Source organism: Nitrososphaerota archaeon, from assembly GCA_027887005.1.
In the GTDB taxonomy this organism is placed as follows: Archaea; Thermoproteota; Nitrososphaeria; order Nitrososphaerales; family Gagatemarchaeaceae; genus UBA183.
Genome location: JAPCJI010000003.1, coordinates 73665 through 93452, shown reverse-complemented (window position 1 = coordinate 93452; position 19788 = coordinate 73665). Strand labels below are relative to the sequence as shown.

Here is a 19788-nt window from a genome sequence, read left to right as displayed (position 1 = left end):
CATTCAGACCTAATACTGACTGACGTGCACAATACAATGCGCAGGGCCCAATGAAAGGCGCCCTTGAGAGAGTATTTAGATTTTGCTGAGAGAGGTTCTTGAGAGGCGCCAAAGCGTTATGTAAGCCTGGCATGGGAGCGGGCTGTTGAGAGCAGAGTTCGCGGGCATAGGCGGGTTCCTCCTCGTGTTTGGGTTCCTTTGGCTGGTACTGGCCTATTCGGTGGCCTACACGATCTACGGGCAGAACGTAGACCCGTTTCAGCAGCTTGCGACTCAGCTTATCGGGCTCGTCCTCGCCTCGGTCGGGGCGGGGTTGCTCGCATATTCCATCGGTGCGAAAGCCTCGGAGCCGCGGACCTAGGCTTGATCAGACGGTAGCCGGCTCTGCTTCGTAGACCGGAGTCCCTTCTTCTGGCCTTTGCAGGATCTTTGTGAACTCCTGGTAGAGCTTCCGCGTCATCGGTCCGACTCCTCCTGAGCCTATCCTTGTCCCGCTGACCTCGCCGACGGCGAGCATCTCCGACTTGGTCCCGGCCAGGAATATTTCGTCCGCGGTTATCAGGTCGAAGGGAGTGACATCCCTCTCCTGAACGTCCTTGCCAAGGTCGGAGGAGAGCCTGATGAGGCGCGCCCTGGTGATGCCGTGGAGGATACCTGCGGCAGGAGAAGGGGTCGAGATCATGCGGTCCTTGACGATGAATATGTTGGTCACGCTCGCCTCCGAAACGAATCCCCTCTCGTCGAGGAGGATGGCGTCGTCGGCGCCGGCGTTGGTGGCCTCGATCTTCGCAAGGATGCTGTTCAGATAGTTGAGAGACTTGATTTCGTGGGTGGTCGCGGCCACGGAATCGCGCCTCACGGAGGATATAATGAGCTTCACAACCTTGGGGTCCCTGGGTGCTGGTCCGGACGCCGAGGGTTCAGTGATTATGAAGAGCGTGGGGTCCTTGCAGAGCTCTGGGTCTACTCCCAGGTCACCTGAGCCCCGGGTGACCACTAGCCTGACATAGGCATCGCGGAGGTGGTTCTTCCTGAGGGTCTCGAGGACAGCTTCGGACATCTCGTGTTTGGTGAGAGGGACCTTCAGGTGTATGCTCTTCGCTGAGTCGTAGAGCCTGTCGATGTGGTCCACGAGCCTGAAGACGTTACCGCCGTAGACGCGGATGCCTTCGAAGACGCCGTCCCCGTAGAGCAGCCCGTGGTCGAAGACTGAGACCACCGCCTTTGACTTCTCGACGAATCTGCCGTCGACATACACCAGCAGCTCCTTGGTCATCGGAGGAAATACGGTTTTTTTCGGTGTTAAAACGGTTGCGTCAGTGTACATTCTTGAGCAGTTTGTCGAATACGTAGGGGAGGACCCCGCCGCGACTGAGGTACTGCATTTCTGTCTCATTGTCCACCCGGACGAGGACGCTGAACTTCTTCTCCCCCGACACGCCCCTGGCGAACACCTCCGCCCACTGCTTGGGGGCGCTCATCGCTGCGATCCCGATAACGTCGAAGGTTTCTTCCCCTGTCAGGCCGAGGCTCTTCGCGCTCTCGCCCTGCTTGAACTGGAGAGGGAGGACTCCCATGGCGACGAGGTTGCTGCGATGGATTCTTTCGAAGCTCTCGGCGATCACGGCTTTCACCCCAAGGAGCTTCGGCGCCTTGGCCGCCCAGTCTCTGGAGCTCCCGGCTCCGTACTGCTTCCCAGCAAGGATGACCAGAGGGACTTTCTCCTTTGAATAGAGCACGGCCGCATCGTAGATGGGCATCACCTTCCCACCGGGGAAGTGCGCAGTGAAACCGCCCTCCTTACCCTTGGCCAGGTCGTTCCTGAGCCTGATGTTGCTGAAGCCCCCCCTCACCATTACCTCGTGGTTGCCTCTCCTGCTGCCATAGGTTGAGAGGTGAAGCAAGTCCACCCCCCGCTCGCCCAGGTATGTGCCGGCTGGGCTGTCGACCCCGATGGTGCCTGCGGGAGAGATGTGGTCGGTGGTGACCTTGTCCTCGAAGACTGCTAGCGCCCGGGCTCCGTGGACGTCTGACTTCGCGGAGGTCGACTGGGAAGGTTCGAACCACGGGGGGTTCCTGATGTAGGTCGAGCTTTCGTCCCAGTGATAGACCTCGTCGGCGAAGGTTGTCAGTGACTCCCACCTGTCGTCCCCTTTCATGGCGTCCGCGTACCTCTTCTGATAGAGTCCCGAATTGAGGGATCGTTCCACGGCTCCTTTGATTTCGGCAAGTGTCGGCCACAGGTCCTTCAGGAAGACCAGGGTCCCGTCCTTTCCTATGCCTAGCGGGGTGGCGGCGAAGTCGAAGTCGGCCCTCCCCGCGAGGGCGTAGGCCACAACGAGCATAGGCGACATCAGGAAAGAGCCCTTGACGAGCGGATGGATCCTGCCGTCGAAGTTCCTGTTACCCGAGAGGACGGCGACCGCGTACAGGTCTCTCTCCTTGATCTGGCGTTCCACTTCAGGGGACAGTGGGCCGCTGTTCCCTATGCAGGTCGTGCAGCCATAGCCGACGAGGCTGAAGCCGAGCCTGTCGAGATAGCCCAGGAGGCCGGCGTTCTGCAGGTAATCGGTGACGACTGTGGAGCCTGGTGCCAGGCTGGGCTTTACCCAGGGCTTCACTGTCAGCCCGGCTTCGATGGCTTTCTTGGCTATAAGCCCGGACCCCACCATCACCGTCGGGTTGGAGGTGTTGGTGCAGCTCGTGATGGCCGCGATGACGACCCCGCCGTCCTGGAGGCCTGTGTGAATCGGACCGTCCTCCTCGAGCATCAGGGCAGAGCGGGTCGTGGCGGACGCGGCCTTGCCCTGCTGAGCCGCGGCCCTCCGCTCGTCCAGCATGGACCTGGCGAATGCTGGGACGGATTGGAGCGCGTGCCTTTCTTCCGGATTCCTCGGACCGGCGATTGAAGGTTCTATCTTGTCCAGCTCAATTGTGATCACCTCAGAGTAGCGAGGTTCGATGTCCCCGACGAAGAACCCGAAGGCCCTGGCGTACTTCGAGACGAGGTCCACGTGACTCCTCGGCCTGGCGGTTCCAGTTAGGTAGGTCAACGTGGCATCGTCGATTGGGAAGTAGCCCGCCGTCGCCCCGTACTCCGGGGACATGTTCCCGATGGTAGCCCGGTCAGGCACGGAGAGCTCTCCGTAGGCCTCACCGAAGTATTCGACGAACGACCCCACCAGATCTTTCTGACGGAGTTTCTCGGTGACCGTCAGGACGAGGTCGGTGGGCGTGACCCCTTCGTTGAGGTTTCCGGTGAACCTTACGCCCAGGACCTTGGGGATGGGCATGTGGTAGGGCTCGCCAAGCATGACTGCCTCGGCTTCTATGCCGCCGACCCCCCAGCCCAGGCACCCGAGCCCGTTCACCATGGTCGTGTGCGAATCAGTGCCGACGAGGGTGTCGGGGAAGGCAAGGAGACCGTCGTACGATTGTGCCTTAGCCACGACCTGGGAAAGGTACTCGAGATTGAACTGATGACAGATCCCCTTTCCGGGAGGGAAGACCCGCATTCCTTTGAACGAGGACTGGGCCCACTTCAGTAGCTGGTAGCGCTCCGAGTTCCGCTCGTACTCCTTCTCGAGGTTTACGTTGAAGGCGAGGTCGTCCCCCCAGGCGTCAACCTGTATTGAATGATCGATCACGAGGTCGACGGGGACGTCGGAGTTCACCTTCTTCGGGTCCACTCCCCGAAGTCTTGCCGCGTCCCGCATTGCCGCAAGATCGACCACCAGGGGGACTCCGGTGTAGTCCTGAAGCAGCACTCTGTAGGGCATGAAAGGGGTCTCCGTCCCGATCGAGTTCGGCCATTGGGCGAGGGCGTGAGCGGATTCGAGGGCTCCTTGGACCTTCCCAGAGTGCCTGGCGGCGTTTTCTAGAAGGACCCGTATGGAATAGGGAAGCCGTTCTACGTCGTACCCGAATTCTTTCATTTTCAGGATGTTGAACGCCGTCGCTGTGCCGGACGGAGCCTCGAACTTCTCCCGGATCGATTCCAAGCTCTCGAGAGGCATTCTAATCGGCTGAGAGCGAGGTCGCCGCGCCTGTATTTGAATCTGAATCGGGTTCCTTGTCATTGGAAACGACGCGCCGTCCCCTGAGGAGAGAGGGGATGATGGCGACCGTGTTGATGACGACGAGGACGCGGTAGACGTTGTTGAGCCCGGCCACGAAGAGGTCCTTGTCGGCGAGGGTGACGTGGACGCCGGAGGCCGAAGAAATTATGCTCGTTATCACCGCGTAGGGGACGGAGAGGGCGAGGATGAGGATGACGATGTTGAAGCTCAGAGTGTAGCCGACGTTGAAGAATGTGGCCCTCAGGCCAGACGCAACCCCCCGCCTGTGGGCCGGTACAGACCCCATGATCGAGCTCATGTTGGGGGAGACGAAGAGCCCCATGCCCCCTCCCCCGATGACAAGGTAGACGAGCACTGTGGAGAAGGGCGTGGCGGGCCCGAGGGTCGAGAGAAGAAACAAGGAGACGCTGACGGTCGCCAGGCCGGCGGTGGTGAAGGGCATGGTGCCGTACTTGTCGGAGAGCCGTCCGCTGGTTGGACCGACGATCAGGAAGGCGACGTCGAAGGGGAGGATGGATATGCCTGCCTGGATGGGCGAGAGGCCCTGGACGAGCTGCAGATACAGACTGAGGAGGAGGATGAACGCCCCCCAGGCCATGGCGTTGAGGAGCTGGGTGGTCACTCCCCCAGCATACTCCCTTATCCTCAGCAGGCTGAGGTCGAGGAGAGGGGTCTTGGTCCTCTTCTCAATGAGAAGAAACGAAGCGAAGGCCAGGGTCGAGATGAGCCCCAGGGCGGCCACGACCAGATCCTCGGCCGTGCCGTAGGCGGCGAAGGTCAGCGCGAGGAGGAAGCTCGTTATCGACGTGCTGAAGGTGACGAAGCCCGGCCAGTCCATGGGAGCGCCGCGCTCGCGCTCGCCGATCTCCTTCAGCTTCCTGTGCGCCCAGAGGGTCCCGAATATCCCCACAGGGATGTTGATGTAGAAGAGAAAGCGCCAATCGGCTATCGACAGGATGAAGCCGCTTAGGGTGAGGCCGAGCATGGAGCCAGCCCTGAAGGCCACGGAGTTGATGCCGAGCGCCTTTCCGAGCTCTGTGGTGGGGAACGCATCAGTGACAATGGCTGCGGAGTTGGCGAACAGGGCGGAGGCTCCCAGGCCCTGGAACATCCTCGATGCGATGAAAAGGTCGGGAGTGGTGGAGAAGGAGGTGAGAACCGAGCCGATGGTGAACACTGTAAAGCCTAGGGTGTAGACCTTGACGCGGCCGAAAATGTCGCTTACCCTTCCTATGAAGAGCAGGGCGATGGTGCTGCCTATGGTGTAGGCCTGGGTGAACCAGATGGCCTGTTCGGCGTCGGCGTGCAGCGCTGCGGCCACGGTCGGGAGACCGATGATTACTATGCGTCCGTCGATGCCGCTCATGAGGACACCAACGGTAGTAACGGTGAGGACCGTCCACTTGTATTGCAAATTCCATTCACTCAAGAATCCAATTCTTGTGTCGTTGGGTTCGCGAGCCTTCGATATGAGAGTCTATATAGACCAACCGTCTGTTCCTGGGTGAGAAGGCCCTCACACAGTCGCAGTCTGCCTTTCCGCCCTTTTGATGGAGGGATAGAGGACGCGACGTACATTAAGTTCTTCGCTCTAGGAGACCTAAGGGTCCAAGAGCACGGAAGGAAGGTGAGAGCTGAGCTCAGCACAACGCATCCTGCCCAACTCAAACTTGTATCTAGTTTGTTTTCGAAGTACGCGAGGCCAATAATCTACGGAATGCCTAATCCTACTGGGTACGCGTGGCGCGTTGTCTACCATCTTGATGAGTCATTCGGGTTCCTGTTGGACGAGCGGAAGGGGCGGCTCCTTGAATTACGAGATCCGCGCCTATTCCCTTTTGCCCTCGGCGGATTCACAGACGCGGAGGGACATGTCGGATTGAGAAAATCGGGAGACCTTTGCAGGGCAGAGTACATGCTCAGTAATAGGAAGCGAAGAATTCTGGCAGAAATGCAACGCGCCATCAATGACTACGGGATACCGACCTCCCTTCGCGGAAGGATAGCCTCCTCAGATGTTCAATGGGAACTAAGAGTTTCTGGCAAAAGCGCTTTGAGACTGACCAATCTTATCCAGATTCGGCACCAAGAAAAGCTTGCCGCGCGAGAGATAGCCAACCTTGGCGATGGGAAACCTTGGTCCGAATTCGGGCCTCTCTATCGTTCTTTGAGGAAATCGATACTTGATGGCAGAGACAGGTGCGTCCAGACGGCCAGGCGTAGCTACCTCTACCGCGATACGAGGGCCATTATGAAGAAATCGCGACTGGATGACCTTGCAAGAGAGGCAGGCCTCAAACAATATGAGGGTCAGACGGTCCATGAGATAGGAAACGCTATAGGCGTCTCCGAAAGGACAGCATACAGATATCTCAGGCGTTTCCATGAAATCAATGCGACCCCAACCCAGAGAGAAGAAGAATAGCCTGGCATCGGAAAAGAGTCCGTACTTGCGAAAACATGCAAACAATCCGGTGAACTGGTATTCTTGGACGGAGGAAGCCCTCCGGAGGGCGAAGAATGACAATAAACCAGTATTCTTGAGCATCGGCTACTCAAGCTGTCACTGGTGCACGGTGATGTCGCGTGAATCGTTCGAGAACCCAGAGATAGCTGCGATCATCAACAAGAACTTCATCCCCATCAAGGTCGACAGGGAGGAGAGGCCTGAGCTGGACGCCTACTACATGAGCGCCGTCCAGTCGATGACAGGTTCTGGAGGGTGGCCACTGAACGTCTTCCTCACGCCTGACCTGAAGCCGTTCTACGGAGGGACGTATTTCCCTCCTGAGCCGCGTTTTGGGATGGCAAGCTTCAGACAGGTGCTGGAGTTTGTCGCACAGGTCTGGAAGGACAAGAGGGGGGAGATAGTCGAGAACGCGGACCAGATCGCGAAGGCGCTCACGATGGATGTCCGGGGAAAGGACTCCAAGGAACTCACACTCGCGAACCTGGACGATGGGTACGCCGCGATGGTGTCTTCATTCGACCAGGAGCATGGTGGGTTCGGAGGAGCTCCGAAGTTCCCGCTTCCGCTGGCGTCCTCCTTCCTGCTGCGATACCATTACCGGACAGGGAAGGAACTTGCGCTGAGGAGCGTGACGAAGACTCTGGACGAGATGGCGGCCGGGGGGATACACGACCACCTGGGGGGCGGTTTTCACAGATACTCTACAGACAAGGTTTGGCTCGTCCCTCACTTCGAGAAGATGCTCTATGACAATGCCCTGCTCGCGAGGGTCTACACCGAAGCGTACCAGGTCACGGGGAAAGAAGAGTATGCGAGGACGGTGGAGGACATCTTCGGCTGGTTGATGAAGGAGATGAAGGACAAGGGGGGCGGATTCTATTCGGCCCAGGACGCGGACACAGAGGAGGGAGAGGGACTCTACTACACCTGGACCCCGGCCGAGGTCGAGGAAGTCCTGGGGGCAGCAGACGGGGGCGAGTTTTGCAGAGTGTATGGGGTAACCAACAGCGGGAACTTCGAGGGAAGGTCGATTCTCCACTTGAAGGTGTCGGAAGAAGTTGGCTCGGAGAAGGTGAGAGGTTGGCGGTCCAAGCTTTACGAAGCGAGAATCATGAGACCGAGGCCTGCCACCGATGACAAGATTCTTACTTCCTGGAACGGGCTGGCGATCTCGGCGCTCGCCTATGCTGGCGCAGCCCTGTCAAGGCCGGAGTACCTGAAGGCGGCATCCGAGGCTGCGGAGTTCGTCCTGAGCAATTGCGCAAAAGAGGGGAGGCTTCTTAGAAGGTATGCGGGAGGCGAGGCGAAGCTGGAGGGGACGCTGGAGGATTACACGTTCTTCATCCAGGGCCTTCTGGACCTCTTCGAGGCGACGTCAGAGCCCGGCTGGCTTCAGGAGGCGAAGGGACTCGCGAAGGTTATGGTGGATGACTTCGAGGACAAGGAGAAGGGGGGGTTCTTCCTGACGGTGGACGCCCAGCCTGCCAGGCTCAAGGAAGGGTATGACGGGGTTACGCCGTCGGGCAACTCCGTGGCGATGGTGGACCTCGTAAGACTCAGCGAGCTGACCGGGGACGGAGAGACCAGGAGAGCGGCCGAGCGCGCACTGCGTTTCTTCAGCTCAGACGTGGAACAACAGCCCACAGCCCACGCGAACATGCTCGTCGTCCTGGACTTGCTTCTGAACGGGATGAAGGAGGTGGTCGTAACCTCTCGGACCCTAGCGGGGGCGGCGACCCTCTTGGCGGAGGTGCGGCGCCCCTTCCTTCCCGACAAGGTGGTCCTGACGGCGACGGAGGAGAATCATGAGCGGCTGGAGGGGCTGACCACGTTGTTGGAGGGGAGGAAGGTGGGGGCGAAGGCGAGGGCCTACGTCTGCCAGAACTTCACCTGCAAACTCCCCGCGGATACGGCCGAGGGGTTGAGGGCCCAATTGATTCCGAAGTAGGGCTAGTTTTTATGTGGAGACTGAGGTAGGTGCTTGCGTGGCAGGCTCGTGGGAGATTAGGGGGCTTTTCGGTAATGAGTACGCCATGGAGCTCGCCGTCGAAGAGCTGAAGAAGCACAAAGGCTTCGAGTGGGCCGTCCTCGACAGGAGGAATCTCTCTGTGAGGTTCGGAAAGAGAGACCATGAGACGGAGGAAGTGGTCAAGAGGGCTATCGAGATCTACCACGGGTATGTCGAGCACGCGGGTCCGCTCGGGGAGTACGACAGGACAAAGCGGGAAGAACGGGAAAAGAAGCTCAAGAAAGAAGCACAGAAGAAGTCGAAGTCTCACTAGGTTCCCAGGAAGGAATTCAGACTAGAACGTGAGGTTCTGGTAAACGGTCGGGTTCGCTTCGATTAGGATAAGGTTCAATTTCAGCACGTTCACGTAGGGGCTTCCGAATATCCATATCGTTCCCTCCACGTTCCCGTTCACAATCGAGGTGATGGTGGTCGAAGGAATGTTAGTCGCCGAGCTTATCCGCGGGACCTGTAGGAGAGCGTCCGAAAGCGGGATGTCAGGGTCCACCCCTGACGCGGACTGGTTTGAGGCCCTGGCATGGAACAGCTTCGGGGAGTTGAATCCCTGGGCGATCAGGCTGGAGCCGACCGAGTGGCCGTTGAGCTGAACGATTTCACCATTCGCCTGAAACGGGAGGATGACCTGAGCGATGCCCGTTATCGCTAGGGGGAAGAGCAGTCCGCATATGACAAGTGACAGAACCGCAAGTCCGACCACAGGCCTGTAGTTTGGTTTAGAGTTTTCCAATTCATTCACCTATATTGTCGAAATCAGGATGTCGATCAGCTTTATCCCGACGAATGGAACTATGATCCCCCCCACCCCGTAGAAAAGGACATTCCGCAGGAAGATGGACATGGTACCGGCGGGTCTGAAGGTGACCCCTTTCATGGCTATGGGGATCAGAACCGGGATAATGACCGCGTTGAATATGAGAGCAGAGAGGACCGCGCTGTTCAAGCCGAGCCCAAGGATATTCAGTGCAGTCAGCTGGGGAATCGTGGCTGCGAAGAGGACAGGCACTATCGCGAAGTATTTCGCCACGTCGTTGGCGATGCTGAAGGCGGTCACCGCTCCCCTGGTCATCAAGAGTTGCTTGCCGAGCAGCACCACGTCTATCACCTTCGCGGGATTGGATTCAAGGTCCACCATGTTCGCTGCCTCCTTCGCGGCTTCTGTTCCGGAGCTCATGGCAAGGCCCACGTCTGCTACGGCCAGGGCAGGGGCATCGTTGGTGCCGTCGCCGATCATCGCGACGATGCGTGATTCGGCCTGCTCCCTTTTGACGATGCTGAACTTCAGCTCTGGGCGCGCCTGGGGGACGTACTCGTCAATCCCCACTTCGGCGGCGATGCTCTTCGCTGTGAGAGGCTGGTCGCCCGTGATCATCACAGGCCTAATGTCCATGGCCTTTACAGACTGGATTTTCTCTCGTATTCCCTCCTTGAGGACGTCCTTCAGCCGGATGATCCCCAGCGCTTTGTCCCCTCTCGACACAACGATTGGGGTTTCGCCAGCCGCGGCTACGCTGTTGACTAGCTCGTTGTAGTTCGAGGGGACCGACGAGAGACGCTCCTTGATGGCGTCGGGGGCTCCTTTGATCACCTCGACCTCCGGTTCCGACTGGTTCCAGTCCTCGAAGAACCCCGAAACCTTCCTCCTGAACCTTAGGCGCTCCCTTCCCAGGTCAGGCCCTTTCGGCAGGTTGAGGGCCGCTCCCCTGTTGATCTTCACTCCGCTAGTCCGAGAGGCGGCAGAGAACTCGTAGACCTCTGAGAGCGCAAGGGTGTTCAGTTCTCTGGGAGTGAACCCGCTCTCGTAGGCGAGGTCGATTATGCTCCGCCCCTCGGGGGTGTCATCATACCATGAAGAGAGGAACGCGGCCTCCCCCACGTCGCCAACCGTATGCCCCTCGAATGGAATGAATTGGATGGCCCTCCTGTTCCCTACGGTGATTGTGCCGGTCTTGTCGAGGAGAATGACATCGACGTCCCCCGCTGTTTCGATGGCCCTTCCGGACTTCGCGACTATCCTCTTCTTGTAGAGCCTAGACATGCCAGACAGGCCGATGGCAGGGAGAAGAGCGCCGATTGTGGTCGGGAGGAGGCAAACGTAGAGCGCGATCAGGACGGAAAGGTCCGCTCCAAGGCCAAGGGTTACTGAGAGACTGAACAGGGATATGATTATGATGCTGAAAATGGCAGTCAGACCGAGCAGGACTATGGTCACCGCCTGTTCGTTGGGGGTCTTGGGCCTCTTTGAGGACTCCACCATCCTGATCATCTGATCGATGAATGTCTCGCCTGGGTTCACCGAGACTTTGCCCGTGAGGGTGTCGGACAGTAGCCTCGAGCCGCCGATTAGCGTGTCTCCGGGCGCCTTTCGCACGGGTGCGGATTCCCCTGTGAGCAGAGATTCATCGACCATCGCGATGCCCTCGATCACATCCGCGTCGATGGGGACTGTGTCTCCGGTTTCGAGGAGGATCAGATCTCCCTTCCGGAGGTCTGAGGACCTTGTCGGTACTACCGTCGTAGTCCAGCCTTCCTTCAAGACCTTCTTGCTAAGCACCTCGGTCTCGAGCCGCCGGAGGCTGCTGGCAGTGCTCCTGGCTTGCTGCTCGGCAAGCGAGTCTGAGAGAGTGCTGAACCAGACGGTGATTAGGAGTATGAGGGCAACTTCAACGTAGAAGGCCTGATTGCTGGGCTTGGCGACAGGGACGAAGCCCTGGGGATAGACCGCCATTGCCCCCACTATGAAAAAGGTAAGTTCCACAATGAGCATGACCGGGTTCGACCGCAGCGAAATGGGGCTCAGTCTCAGGATCGAGTCCTTGAGGACCCGGGCCGAGAAGAGTGGAATCCGGCGGCGGACGGCCCTCGCACCCTGGAGGCTAGCCAAACCCATTCACGTTTCCCTGGAAGTAGGACAGGATCGGGCCGAGAGCGAGGAAGGGGAAGAAGGTTAGCACGACGAGGACAAGAATCGTTCCGATGAGCACGATGGAGAAGGTGAAGCTCTCGGTCTTTAGTCCGGAGACCACGCTCCTCTTTCGGCCGATCATCGACCCTCCGAGGGCCATGAGGATCCCGATCGGCGCGTACCGCCCAACGAGTATCACCATCGCCGTTGAGACATTGAAGAAGGGGGTATTTGCAAGGGTGCCGAGGAAGTCGGACCCGTTGTTCGCAGCAGATGTCGTGAACTCATAGAAGACCTGAGTGAAACCGACCGCGCCGCCCCCAAGGCCGATGGCGGCGACTGCACCAGAAGCATAGGCCACGACTGTAGGGATCAGGATGATGATCGGATGGACGAGGAAGGCGAGCATCACCAGCTTCACATCCCTGCTCGTGATCTTGATTCCTAGGTATTCCGGGGTCCGCCCGGACATCAGACCGACGACGAAGACTGTTATGATGATGTACATCATCATGTACATCAGGCCGACGCCCTTCCCGCCCGGGGTGGCCTGGATGAGCATGCCCATGAAGGCCGAAAGGATGACGAGAGGATGCATGGCGACGAGGGTCGTGTTGACCGAACCTGTGGTGACGGCGGTCGTCACGACGGTCCAGAATGCGGACATGAAGCCCCCTATCCTCGTCTCGATTCCCAGGCCGAGAGGGGTGGTAGGGATGAAGGCTATGGCCAGGTCGATGATGAAGAGGCCGTAGGCCCCGATCAGAAAAGGTCTGACCTCCCTCTTCTTGCCCAGGAGCTCCCCGAAGACGAAGAGGAGGGCCGTGGGAAGGAGGAGCATCAGGCCGATCTCGAGGATGTCAGTTATCTGGCTCGGGTTCATGAAGGGATAGGCCGAGTTCGCTCCGAAGTATCCACCCCCGTTGGTGCCGAGCTGCATTATGGCCACGAGTGAGGCTACCGGCCCGACGAGTATCGATTGGGTTGCTCCCTCCACAGTGGTCACGGATGTGTACCCGCCTAGGGTCTGGGGGACGCCGAGTGCGACCAGCAGCAACGCGGCGATGAAGCAGAAGGGAAGAAGGATGCGCGTGAGGGTCCTGACGAAGTCCACATAGAAGTTACCCATGTCCTTGGAACCGACGACGAAACCTCTCACCATGGCGATGCCCATGCACATCCCAGTCGCAGCGGAGGTGAACTGGAGGAACTGGATTGCAGTCATCTGGCTGAGGTAGGAGAGAGAGCTCTCACCCGCATAGTGCTGGAGGTTGGTGTTGGTGGCGAAGGAAACGACGGTGTTGAAGGAGAGGTCCCAGCTCAGCCCGGGGAAGCCCTGGGGGTTCAGAGGGAGAAAGCCCTGGGAGGTCAGAATCAGGAAGGCTAGCGCCATCTGGACGACGTTGACTAGAACGCCTGCGAGGAAGTACTCCTTCCACCCCATGACGTGCCCGGAGTCGACTCCCAATAGCCGGTAGATCCCGTGTTCAATGGGGATCAGAACCCTGTCGAACCGGCTGGGCGTCCTCCTATAGACCCTCGCGAGATACGGGGAGATGAGCCAAGCTAGCCCGAGAGCAGATCCAAGGATCAGGATGAGGGAAAGGGTCTGAGGTGCGTCGATCACGAGTCAGGACCCCGATGGTTTAGAGCCGGCCTAGTCAAGAGGATGCACACAGCTGGGACGGCCTACTGGCGTGGTCGCCGTGGACCCTGCGACCCGTCTGACCGTGGTCCCTTGTGGGTGTGTAGGACTACGGAGCTTACAGTGCTCTTCACACCCTTTATCTTTAGTATCTTGTTCTTCAGAATCTCCCGGAACTCCTCAATGTCTGAGGCGGACACGAGCGTGACTATGTCGAACTCTCCCGTGACCTCGTAGAGCTCATCTAGCGTTTCAAGCTTGGAAAGAGCGGCAACAACGTTGTCCATCTCCGCCGACTCCACAAAGATATCCACGAATGCCAGTATCTTGGACAAGTTGTCTCATCTTCGCCGTTGGTCGCGCCGACTGAAATCGCCTTATATCTCTTTCAGTTCCATTTGCACGTCTCACGTTTTGGGGGTTTAGGAGTTTTTCCTCCTTGCCCTCATGGATTAATCATCCTCAGACCAGGGTCGACAGATGGGACTGCCCCTCGACTGGCTTATCCAGCTTGTAGTCATCTTCATCATTTCCTTTGCGTCAAACGTCACACCGTTCGTAGGGGCGTCCTACACTCTTCTTGGAGCCCTCAACCTTTCGTTGTTTGGTTTCACGCCTTTTGGGTACCTAGCGGTGGTGCTGGTGACAGCAAGCGGGGCGACTCTTGCGAAGGTGGGGATCTACTACGGTTCCTTCGGGCTAAGGAGGTTCCTGCTTCCCAACAAGAACGTCCGGCTGATTGGAAGGATTGCAGGGCAGAGGAGCTTCTATGCCGGTCTCTTCGTCGCGGCGGTCATGCCTGTCTTCCCATTCGATGACTACCTGTTCATAGGCGCAGGCGCGAACTCCGCCACCCTCGCCCCCATGACTTCGGTCACGTTCCTCGCGAAGCTGGTGAAGAGCTCCGTCGAAATCCCATTGGAATACAGCCTACTTAGCACCCTGACAAACACCTTCGGAATAACCTCGACTGTGACCACAATCATCACCGTGATAGCGTTCATAGGAATCGGAGTGGTCGTCTACAAAGTCGATTGGGAAGCGACATTTGCGAGGTTCAGAAGGAAGCCAAGCGCACCCGGCGGGTCGAGGGGTGACGCCTGAGCCTGTTCCGTGTGCCAGGTAAACCGTTATAGTTTCACGCACCTGCCGTCCGTTCGCTGCGGGGGTCGCCCAGCCTGGTCAACGGCGCGAGGCTTAGGACCTCGTCCCTCAGGGGTTCGTGGGTTCGAATCCCACCCCCCGCACACTGGTTTCATTCCAATTCTATTGCAATGGCTTGATGCACTTGGACTGGGATGGCTAGTCAGGACTACGCGTGAATGACCACGAAGAGTTTATCGCCATAGCGAGGGATGGGCCTTCGGATGGGGCCATAGAAACGGCGCGAACAGTCACAGCGAACCTCTACATGACGCTGGATGGATACGGCGAGTTCCCAAAGTATCCTGGATCCGACGCTCATTCGAGCGAGCCGGGTGAGGTATTCAAAGATCTGTGGATCAGACGATACAACTCGGTAGACACGATCATCTACGGCCGGCGGTCCTACGAGGACCACGTGTCATACCACTCGTTATCGGCGAGAAAGCCCTCTGATCCGGAGTATCTGTTCGAGTTCTCCCGATTCCTTGAGCGGAGTCAGAAGATCGTTCTCTCTCACAATCTGAAGAAGACCGAGTGGCAGAACTCCAGGGTGATGAAGGGGGACCTCGCCCGGATTGTTTCCCGTTTGAGAGCCGAACCTGGAAAAGACATCATTGTAGACGCGGGCCCTTCAGTCTCACAGGAGTTCATCCAAAGAGGCTTAGTCGACGATTATAGGATCATGGTCATGCCTGTCATCCTCGGACGCGGGAAGCTCTACTGGGGTTCAATGATAAGACAACGAACTCTGAAGCTCCTGTCAATCAAGACAGATAGAAATGGAGAGCTCGTTCTCCATTATGGAGCCGTGAGAAGTCCTCCGGGACGATAGCGCGGACCCGGTTTGCTCAGAGAACCTCATGTATGCTTGGAGTTCCCCCCCCCACTATTCGGCTTCGATGTTTTGTTGCGTGGCTCCGCCAGTCTTGAGAAACCCGTTACTCTGCGTGCAGTTCGTGATATGATTCGACAGCTTCTCTCGCCACGAAGGCTAGTATCACCCCAGTGGCGACATAGTCGACCCACCAGAGCCCTGTGAGGTATTCAACGACCAAGCCGCCGAGGAGGGCTATGGACATGAAGAAGCATGTGACTGATTCTATCGCGTCCATCGAAAGAGGTAGAGACCGCGTCTCCCTGCCTATCCTGCTTTTCTGAAGCCAAAGATAGGGCATCATGATGACAGCTCCTATGCCCACTGTTATGCCGAGTGGAGAGGCTTCCGGCCTGAGTCCTGCAAGATATGAGTAGGTGGCCCCGAGTCCGATCGTTGGAATCAGCGCGAAGAGAAGGGCACTCGTGACCTGTGCGGTTCGGCTGCTTCCATGCATTTCCGTGCCGCTCGAATCCTTTCGCAGATAAGCAAGCACGGCCAAACCAGATATTAGTTCAATCACGCTGTCGCCACCGAATGCTAGGAGAGCTAGGCTACCAGCCATGAGACCAAATGCGATGGAACCTGCGGCCTCGACCGTCATCCACGCTGTGCTCAGATATTCGACCCTAATCCCAGTTCCGATCCTCATGCGCCTCCAGGCGACATGATTGTTGTCGCAGCAACAGGAGACACAGCAAGAGCAATCGGCCGGAGTCTGGCAGGTTGCACAGGACGTCTCAATGCAACCGCAGGTTTGACACCCTGAGGACGAAGGCATCATAGACATCAACTTGCTCCAGGCTAGAATCTACGGTGCTCTTAATGATTGACGCCTCCTTCCAAGAGCAGACCCCGGCGACTCCCTCTGTGTCGGTTCAGCACCCTAGAGTGCAGAGTAGAGCAGGGCGATGTTGAGAGAGATTATCGTAATGGCACAGAGTATCCCCAGAACTGTGGTAATCCTCCTGTTCACAAACTCGCCCATCACCCTCCTCCTGCTCGTATAGATTATCAAGGGAATCATCGGTAGGGGTATCATCAAGCTGAGGATCACTTGGCTGTAGATCAGTAACGAGAGTGGATTGAGTCCGATCAGGATCGCAGCAGTGGTGGGAAACACGTTCACTAGCCGCGTCACGACCCTCCGGAGGTTCTTGTTAACATGGCTGCCCAAGAGTCCGTCCATGATGGAAATGCCTGCGAGTGTGCCGGTAGTCGAAGAAGCGAGGCCCGAGGCCAATAGGGTTATGGCAAACACGGCGCCTGCCAGGTAGCCATAGAGGGGCACCATTATCTGATAGGCATCGTTTATTGTGGACACCCCGCTGTAGTTGAGATGGAAAGCAGCGGCAGCCGACACGAGGATTGCTACATTGACAAGTCCAGCGAGCGTAAGGGTAACGATGACCTCCCTGAGGTGCAGTCGCCTGTGCCTTCTCTTCTCTTCAATGCTTCCTGTGGTCAGTTTGTTCCTTGTCAGGGTGGAGTGGACGAAGAGCGCGTGTGGCATCACAGTGGCACCTACTATTCCGACTACCAACAGGATGGTCTGGCTGCTGATGGAGATTGCCACGGAGTGGTATGCTATCTCGGAAAGGCTTGGCCCAATGATGATTACCTGATAGAGAAAACCTATGCTTATCACGGAAACGAAGAGCATGAAGAAATACTCGATGACCCTAAAACGTTCCTTCATCAGGACCAGCAGAAGTATCACGTCTGCAGCCCCGAAGATGGCGGCGAACAGAAGTGGGACACCGAACAGGAGATTGAGAGCGATGACAGTCCCAAGGTACTCGGCCAGGTCTGTCGCGGCCGCAGCCGCCTCCGCCGCCAGCCAGTAGGGGATTGTGAACTTCTTGTGCTTCAGCGATCCACGGATGAGTTCTGGAAGGTCCTTTCCGGTCGCGATTCCAAGCTTCCCAGAGAGATACTGCAGCTGCATAGCCATGAGGTTGGCCATCCAGACTGCCCACAACAAGTCGTAGGCGAAGGAGGCCCCGCTCTGGATGTCCGTCCCGTAATTCCCCGGGTCCATGTAGGCCATGCTCACGATGAGTGCTGGGCCGAGATACACGAACAGGTTGCGCAGGGAAATGCGGTTGCGCGCCCGCTCAAGTTTCTCCTCCTTGAGCTGCTCTGATGACTTCAGAGTCCTGTTCCAAGGAACGTGCATGATTCTTTTCGTCGGGAAACCTCTGTCGTATATAAGTTAGACGCACCTAACATAATTAGGGCTGCCATCTCTTTGGAGTCGCGCCTAACTATTTGAGAAGGCTTTTTAATGAGTGGAGGCCTGCTTTCTCAAGAGGGACGATTTGGCAAGGGTTACCCAGACGGAGCAGCAAGAAGCTCATTCAAGGCTGGAAGACTACCTTGAAGTGATCTACCACCTGATACATGACAAGGGCTACGCGAACACTGTCGACATCGCTGAGAGACTCGGGGTGAAACCCCCAACAGTCTCAAGCATGCTTCAGAGGCTGGCCTCTAGGGAGTATCTGGTTCACGAGCCTTATCGGGGCATCAGGCTGACCGACAAGGGTGTTAGGATTGCGAAGTCCGTTATCAAGAGGCACAGCATCATCTCGGAACTGCTGTTGATGCTCGGCGTGGAAGACGATGTGGCCTATCAGGATACAGAGGGGATAGAGCATCACATCCAGCCCGTGACGATCAGCAGGATCGAGGGACTGGTCGATTTCCTTCGGAAGGACCCCAAGCTCGTCCGCGCAATCCGCGATCACATCGAAGGATAGGACGAAGGCCGAACAGCTTGCCATTGCTGGGAGGCTAGCGGGCGAAAAGAGATTCGTCGATACCCGACGGGGACCTGGGCGCAAGTACGCAAGTAAATGAGGGGGGTCTGGTCAGGAGACTACATTTCGCCTACTAGTTTCGCGAAATCCTGCTCAGACCATGCCTTAGTAGTGGTCGTTCGCACGTTACCCAAGCTGCCGACGGTGAGGAAGAACTTGTTCGCGGCGGCGTCGTCAGGGAACTCGCTGATGGCCACCAGGTCGTACTTGCCCATGGTGTACCAGAGCCAAATCTTCCCGCCCATCTGCTCAGCCAGTTTCCGGGCGGCCTCGGCCCTCTTGGGGGTTTCCTTGAAGTTCGTGATTCCCTTCTCGGTCCATTTCAGGAAGGACACGTAGTGAGGCATGTGCCGCCCCGGGGAGTTTCGGCTATAAAGAGATTAGACCGCAGCCTTGCTTGGTTCGTTGGGTCCTGCGCCGACCGATGACGGGTTCTCGAACAAGGAATTCTTGCTGTAGTAGAGAAGATAGCTGATGACGATGAAATCGAGTACGATGGCCACATGCATCATCGTGCAGTAGATGCAGATGGCTTTGAGAAGGAAGAGTTCTACGAACACAAGGTATGGGACAATCAGTACCCCGAGGAACCTCCAGACGAACAGGATGTCCAGACTTCGTTCAGCGGACCGGGCGCTCGCGAATGCGATGGTGAATACGAGCAGGATGTTGACGATGAAGTAGATGACCGCGAAGAGTTCGAGGGGAATACCAAAGATTTGGCTGTACGAACTGCCGAGAACTACGTTGCAATCGAAGACAAACCAGCCTCCCGGTTGGGAGGTGCAAAGGGGAAGAGCCTGGTGAAGGTAGTAGTAGACTATTAGCACCTCGGAGGCCGCCCACAGCCCGAAGGCCGACATTGCGACCAGGAGGAGGAGCTTCAGACGGGAGATTCTCAAGTGCCTATCCCTCGTTGCGGGACACGCTCGCCCTTGAAGGGACTGAGACTATCCCAACCCTCGCTACTGTTGGGGCGGCAATCCCGCTGCTGGTGGTGGCGATGGGGTAGGTGTGGCACACCCTCGATGGCTGGCTATCGGTCAGCTTGCATATGAGAGAGGTCATCAGGTTTGCCGACTTCTTGACTTGGAGGCCGAAAGAATCGCCGGAGGCTATCCCCCGGAGCACTTGAGTCCAGTTCTCCCCTGAGATTGTGTTTGACACTGTCGAGCCGGGTGAGATGTATCTGTTGCCGAAGTTCAGGAATGGGTATCCTGCTCCGTGCGCCTGCCACGGGGCTGAGTAGTTAGACGGCACCGACTGGAGGGGATTCCTGTTCCGGTCCTCGTTCTCATATGGCTGGAAGACGACATACTTGCTTGTGTAAGTGCTCCCGACGAAGGTGAAGGTCGGCGAGTTGGGGTACACATCGCTCCCGCTCGACAGGGTGTAGTGCAGGTTGGAGAAGTTCCCGAACCTCATGAGCGAGATGATCAGGGGCCATCTCTCGGCAGCGCAGTAGGGGCAGAATTCGGCCCCAATGTAGACCACGATAGGTTTCGTCCCTGAGAGATAGGGGGAACCTGTGGAACTTATCACAGAGTGCAGCGTCGCGTTGTCAGGGGGCTGCCCATAGGGTACTACCAGGGAACTCGAATAGAGCGAAGCCATGTCAGGGGAGGCCACCAGGGTCCCTATCTTGGGCGCCAGTGGGCTCTGTGCCGTCGAAACGAGGTAGATCCCCACTGCCAGGGAGACTCCGACGATGAGTATGGTTCCGACGATTGTGATGCGCCTGATCCTCTGGCGTCTCTTCATCCTCGCTCTCAAGTTGCCAGCACCATTCGCAATGGCGTTGAGGATGCCGTCTATAAGGAA

Annotated in this window: 19 protein-coding genes and 1 tRNA gene; 8 read left to right on the top strand and 12 right to left on the bottom strand. The window is 57.6% G+C overall.

The window, feature by feature from the left end:
• Positions 1–145 precede the first annotated feature (145 nt).
• A complete protein-coding gene (locus OK438_03885; protein MDA4124574.1) occupies positions 146–361 on the top strand; it encodes a hypothetical protein in 216 nt (71 codons plus the stop codon).
• 6 nt (positions 362–367) lie between these two features.
• Here OK438_03885 and ilvE read toward each other — a convergent pair whose 3' ends face one another.
• The 3 genes from ilvE to OK438_03870 are packed head-to-tail and all read right to left on the bottom strand — an operon-like array spanning position 368 to position 5493.
• On the bottom strand, positions 368–1276 hold the full coding sequence (gene ilvE / locus OK438_03880; protein ID MDA4124573.1) for a branched-chain-amino-acid transaminase: 909 nt from the start codon (positions 1274–1276) through the stop codon (positions 368–370).
• A gap of 40 nt (positions 1277–1316) precedes the next feature.
• Positions 1317–4016 carry an aconitate hydratase AcnA gene (gene acnA, locus OK438_03875; GenBank protein MDA4124572.1) on the bottom strand — a complete coding sequence of 900 codons (2700 nt, stop codon included), beginning with the start codon at positions 4014–4016 and terminating at the stop codon, positions 1317–1319.
• Between the two features lies 1 nt (position 4017).
• Positions 4018–5493, bottom strand: a complete 1476-nt coding sequence (locus OK438_03870; GenBank protein ID MDA4124571.1) for an MFS transporter — start codon at positions 5491–5493, stop codon at positions 4018–4020.
• Positions 5494–5862: 369 nt separating this feature from the next.
• Between OK438_03870 and OK438_03865 the strand changes: the two genes are divergently transcribed.
• The 3 genes from OK438_03865 to OK438_03855 are packed head-to-tail and all read left to right on the top strand — an operon-like array spanning position 5863 to position 8831.
• On the top strand, positions 5863–6504 hold the full coding sequence (locus tag OK438_03865) for a hypothetical protein (protein ID MDA4124570.1): 642 nt from the start codon (positions 5863–5865) through the stop codon (positions 6502–6504).
• A 25-nt stretch (positions 6505–6529) separates the two neighbouring features.
• Positions 6530–8497 (top strand): thioredoxin domain-containing protein, encoded by a 1968-nt coding sequence (locus OK438_03860; GenBank protein ID MDA4124569.1) that lies wholly within the window; start codon positions 6530–6532, stop codon positions 8495–8497.
• Between the two features lie 37 nt (positions 8498–8534).
• The gene (locus tag OK438_03855; GenBank protein MDA4124568.1) at positions 8535–8831 is read left to right on the top strand and encodes a hypothetical protein; all 297 of its coding nucleotides are present in this window, start codon (positions 8535–8537) and stop codon (positions 8829–8831) included.
• Positions 8832–8852: 21 nt separating this feature from the next.
• On the opposite strand, the gene OK438_03850 is transcribed toward OK438_03855, so the two are convergent.
• The 4 genes from OK438_03850 to OK438_03835 all read right to left on the bottom strand — a co-directional run bounded on the left by OK438_03850 (position 8853) and on the right by OK438_03835 (position 13460).
• Positions 8853–9305, bottom strand: a complete 453-nt coding sequence (locus OK438_03850; GenBank protein MDA4124567.1) for a potassium-transporting ATPase subunit C — start codon at positions 9303–9305, stop codon at positions 8853–8855.
• A gap of 9 nt (positions 9306–9314) precedes the next feature.
• Positions 9315–11459, bottom strand: coding sequence for an HAD-IC family P-type ATPase (locus OK438_03845; GenBank protein MDA4124566.1), 2145 nt, complete (start codon positions 11457–11459; stop codon positions 9315–9317).
• Complete coding sequence (kdpA, locus tag OK438_03840) at positions 11452–13107, bottom strand: potassium-transporting ATPase subunit KdpA (GenBank protein MDA4124565.1); 1656 nt, start codon at positions 13105–13107, stop codon at positions 11452–11454. The genes OK438_03845 and kdpA overlap by 8 nt, the downstream gene beginning before the upstream one ends.
• 62 nt (positions 13108–13169) lie before the next feature.
• Positions 13170–13460 carry an Lrp/AsnC ligand binding domain-containing protein gene (locus OK438_03835; GenBank protein MDA4124564.1) on the bottom strand — a complete coding sequence of 97 codons (291 nt, stop codon included), beginning with the start codon at positions 13458–13460 and terminating at the stop codon, positions 13170–13172.
• 145 nt (positions 13461–13605) lie between these two features.
• Here OK438_03835 and OK438_03830 point away from each other — a divergent pair, with 145 nt between their 5' ends.
• The 3 genes from OK438_03830 to OK438_03820 all read left to right on the top strand — a co-directional run bounded on the left by OK438_03830 (position 13606) and on the right by OK438_03820 (position 15103).
• The gene (locus OK438_03830; protein MDA4124563.1) at positions 13606–14229 is read left to right on the top strand and encodes a hypothetical protein; all 624 of its coding nucleotides are present in this window, start codon (positions 13606–13608) and stop codon (positions 14227–14229) included.
• Between the two features lie 58 nt (positions 14230–14287).
• Positions 14288–14372, top strand: a tRNA-Leu gene (locus OK438_03825).
• A 71-nt stretch (positions 14373–14443) separates the two neighbouring features.
• Positions 14444–15103: a dihydrofolate reductase family protein gene (locus OK438_03820; GenBank protein ID MDA4124562.1), complete on the top strand. Its 660-nt coding sequence runs from the start codon at positions 14444–14446 to the stop codon at positions 15101–15103.
• Between the two features lie 106 nt (positions 15104–15209).
• Here the strand turns inward: OK438_03820 and OK438_03815 are convergent, their stop codons facing one another.
• Positions 15210–15797: a cation transporter gene (locus OK438_03815; protein ID MDA4124561.1), complete on the bottom strand. Its 588-nt coding sequence runs from the start codon at positions 15795–15797 to the stop codon at positions 15210–15212.
• Between the two features lie 234 nt (positions 15798–16031).
• Complete coding sequence (locus OK438_03810) at positions 16032–17324, bottom strand: Nramp family divalent metal transporter (protein ID MDA4124560.1); 1293 nt, start codon at positions 17322–17324, stop codon at positions 16032–16034.
• A 142-nt stretch (positions 17325–17466) separates the two neighbouring features.
• Between OK438_03810 and mntR the strand changes: the two genes are divergently transcribed.
• On the top strand, positions 17467–17907 hold the full coding sequence (mntR, locus tag OK438_03805) for a transcriptional regulator MntR (protein MDA4124559.1): 441 nt from the start codon (positions 17467–17469) through the stop codon (positions 17905–17907).
• 119 nt (positions 17908–18026) lie between these two features.
• Here mntR and OK438_03800 read toward each other — a convergent pair whose 3' ends face one another.
• Genes OK438_03800 through OK438_03790 form a run of 3 tightly spaced genes read right to left on the bottom strand, consistent with a single transcriptional unit; the run spans position 18027 to position 19740 of the window.
• Entirely contained in the window at positions 18027–18314 is a 288-nt protein-coding gene (locus OK438_03800) for a GYD domain-containing protein (protein ID MDA4124558.1), read from the bottom strand.
• A gap of 33 nt (positions 18315–18347) precedes the next feature.
• On the bottom strand, positions 18348–18869 hold the full coding sequence (locus OK438_03795) for a vitamin K epoxide reductase family protein (protein ID MDA4124557.1): 522 nt from the start codon (positions 18867–18869) through the stop codon (positions 18348–18350).
• A 4-nt stretch (positions 18870–18873) separates the two neighbouring features.
• Complete coding sequence (locus tag OK438_03790) at positions 18874–19740, bottom strand: DUF929 domain-containing protein (GenBank protein MDA4124556.1); 867 nt, start codon at positions 19738–19740, stop codon at positions 18874–18876.
• Positions 19741–19788: the final 48 nt, after the last annotated feature.

What these genes read in the sequence shown, in the direction of transcription:
- OK438_03815 (MDA4124561.1), bottom strand. Translation starts at nt 15,797, where the DNA reads ATGAGGATCGGAACTGGGATTAGGGTCGAATATCTGAGCACAGCGTGG.
- OK438_03810 (MDA4124560.1), bottom strand. Translation starts at nt 17,324, where the DNA reads ATGCACGTTCCTTGGAACAGGACTCTGAAGTCATCAGAGCAGCTCAAG.
- ilvE (MDA4124573.1), bottom strand. Translation starts at nt 1,276, where the DNA reads ATGACCAAGGAGCTGCTGGTGTATGTCGACGGCAGATTCGTCGAGAAG.
- OK438_03800 (MDA4124558.1), bottom strand. Translation starts at nt 18,314, where the DNA reads ATGCCTCACTACGTGTCCTTCCTGAAATGGACCGAGAAGGGAATCACG.
- OK438_03830 (MDA4124563.1), top strand. Translation starts at nt 13,606, where the DNA reads ATGGGACTGCCCCTCGACTGGCTTATCCAGCTTGTAGTCATCTTCATC.
- acnA (MDA4124572.1), bottom strand. Translation starts at nt 4,016, where the DNA reads ATGCCTCTCGAGAGCTTGGAATCGATCCGGGAGAAGTTCGAGGCTCCG.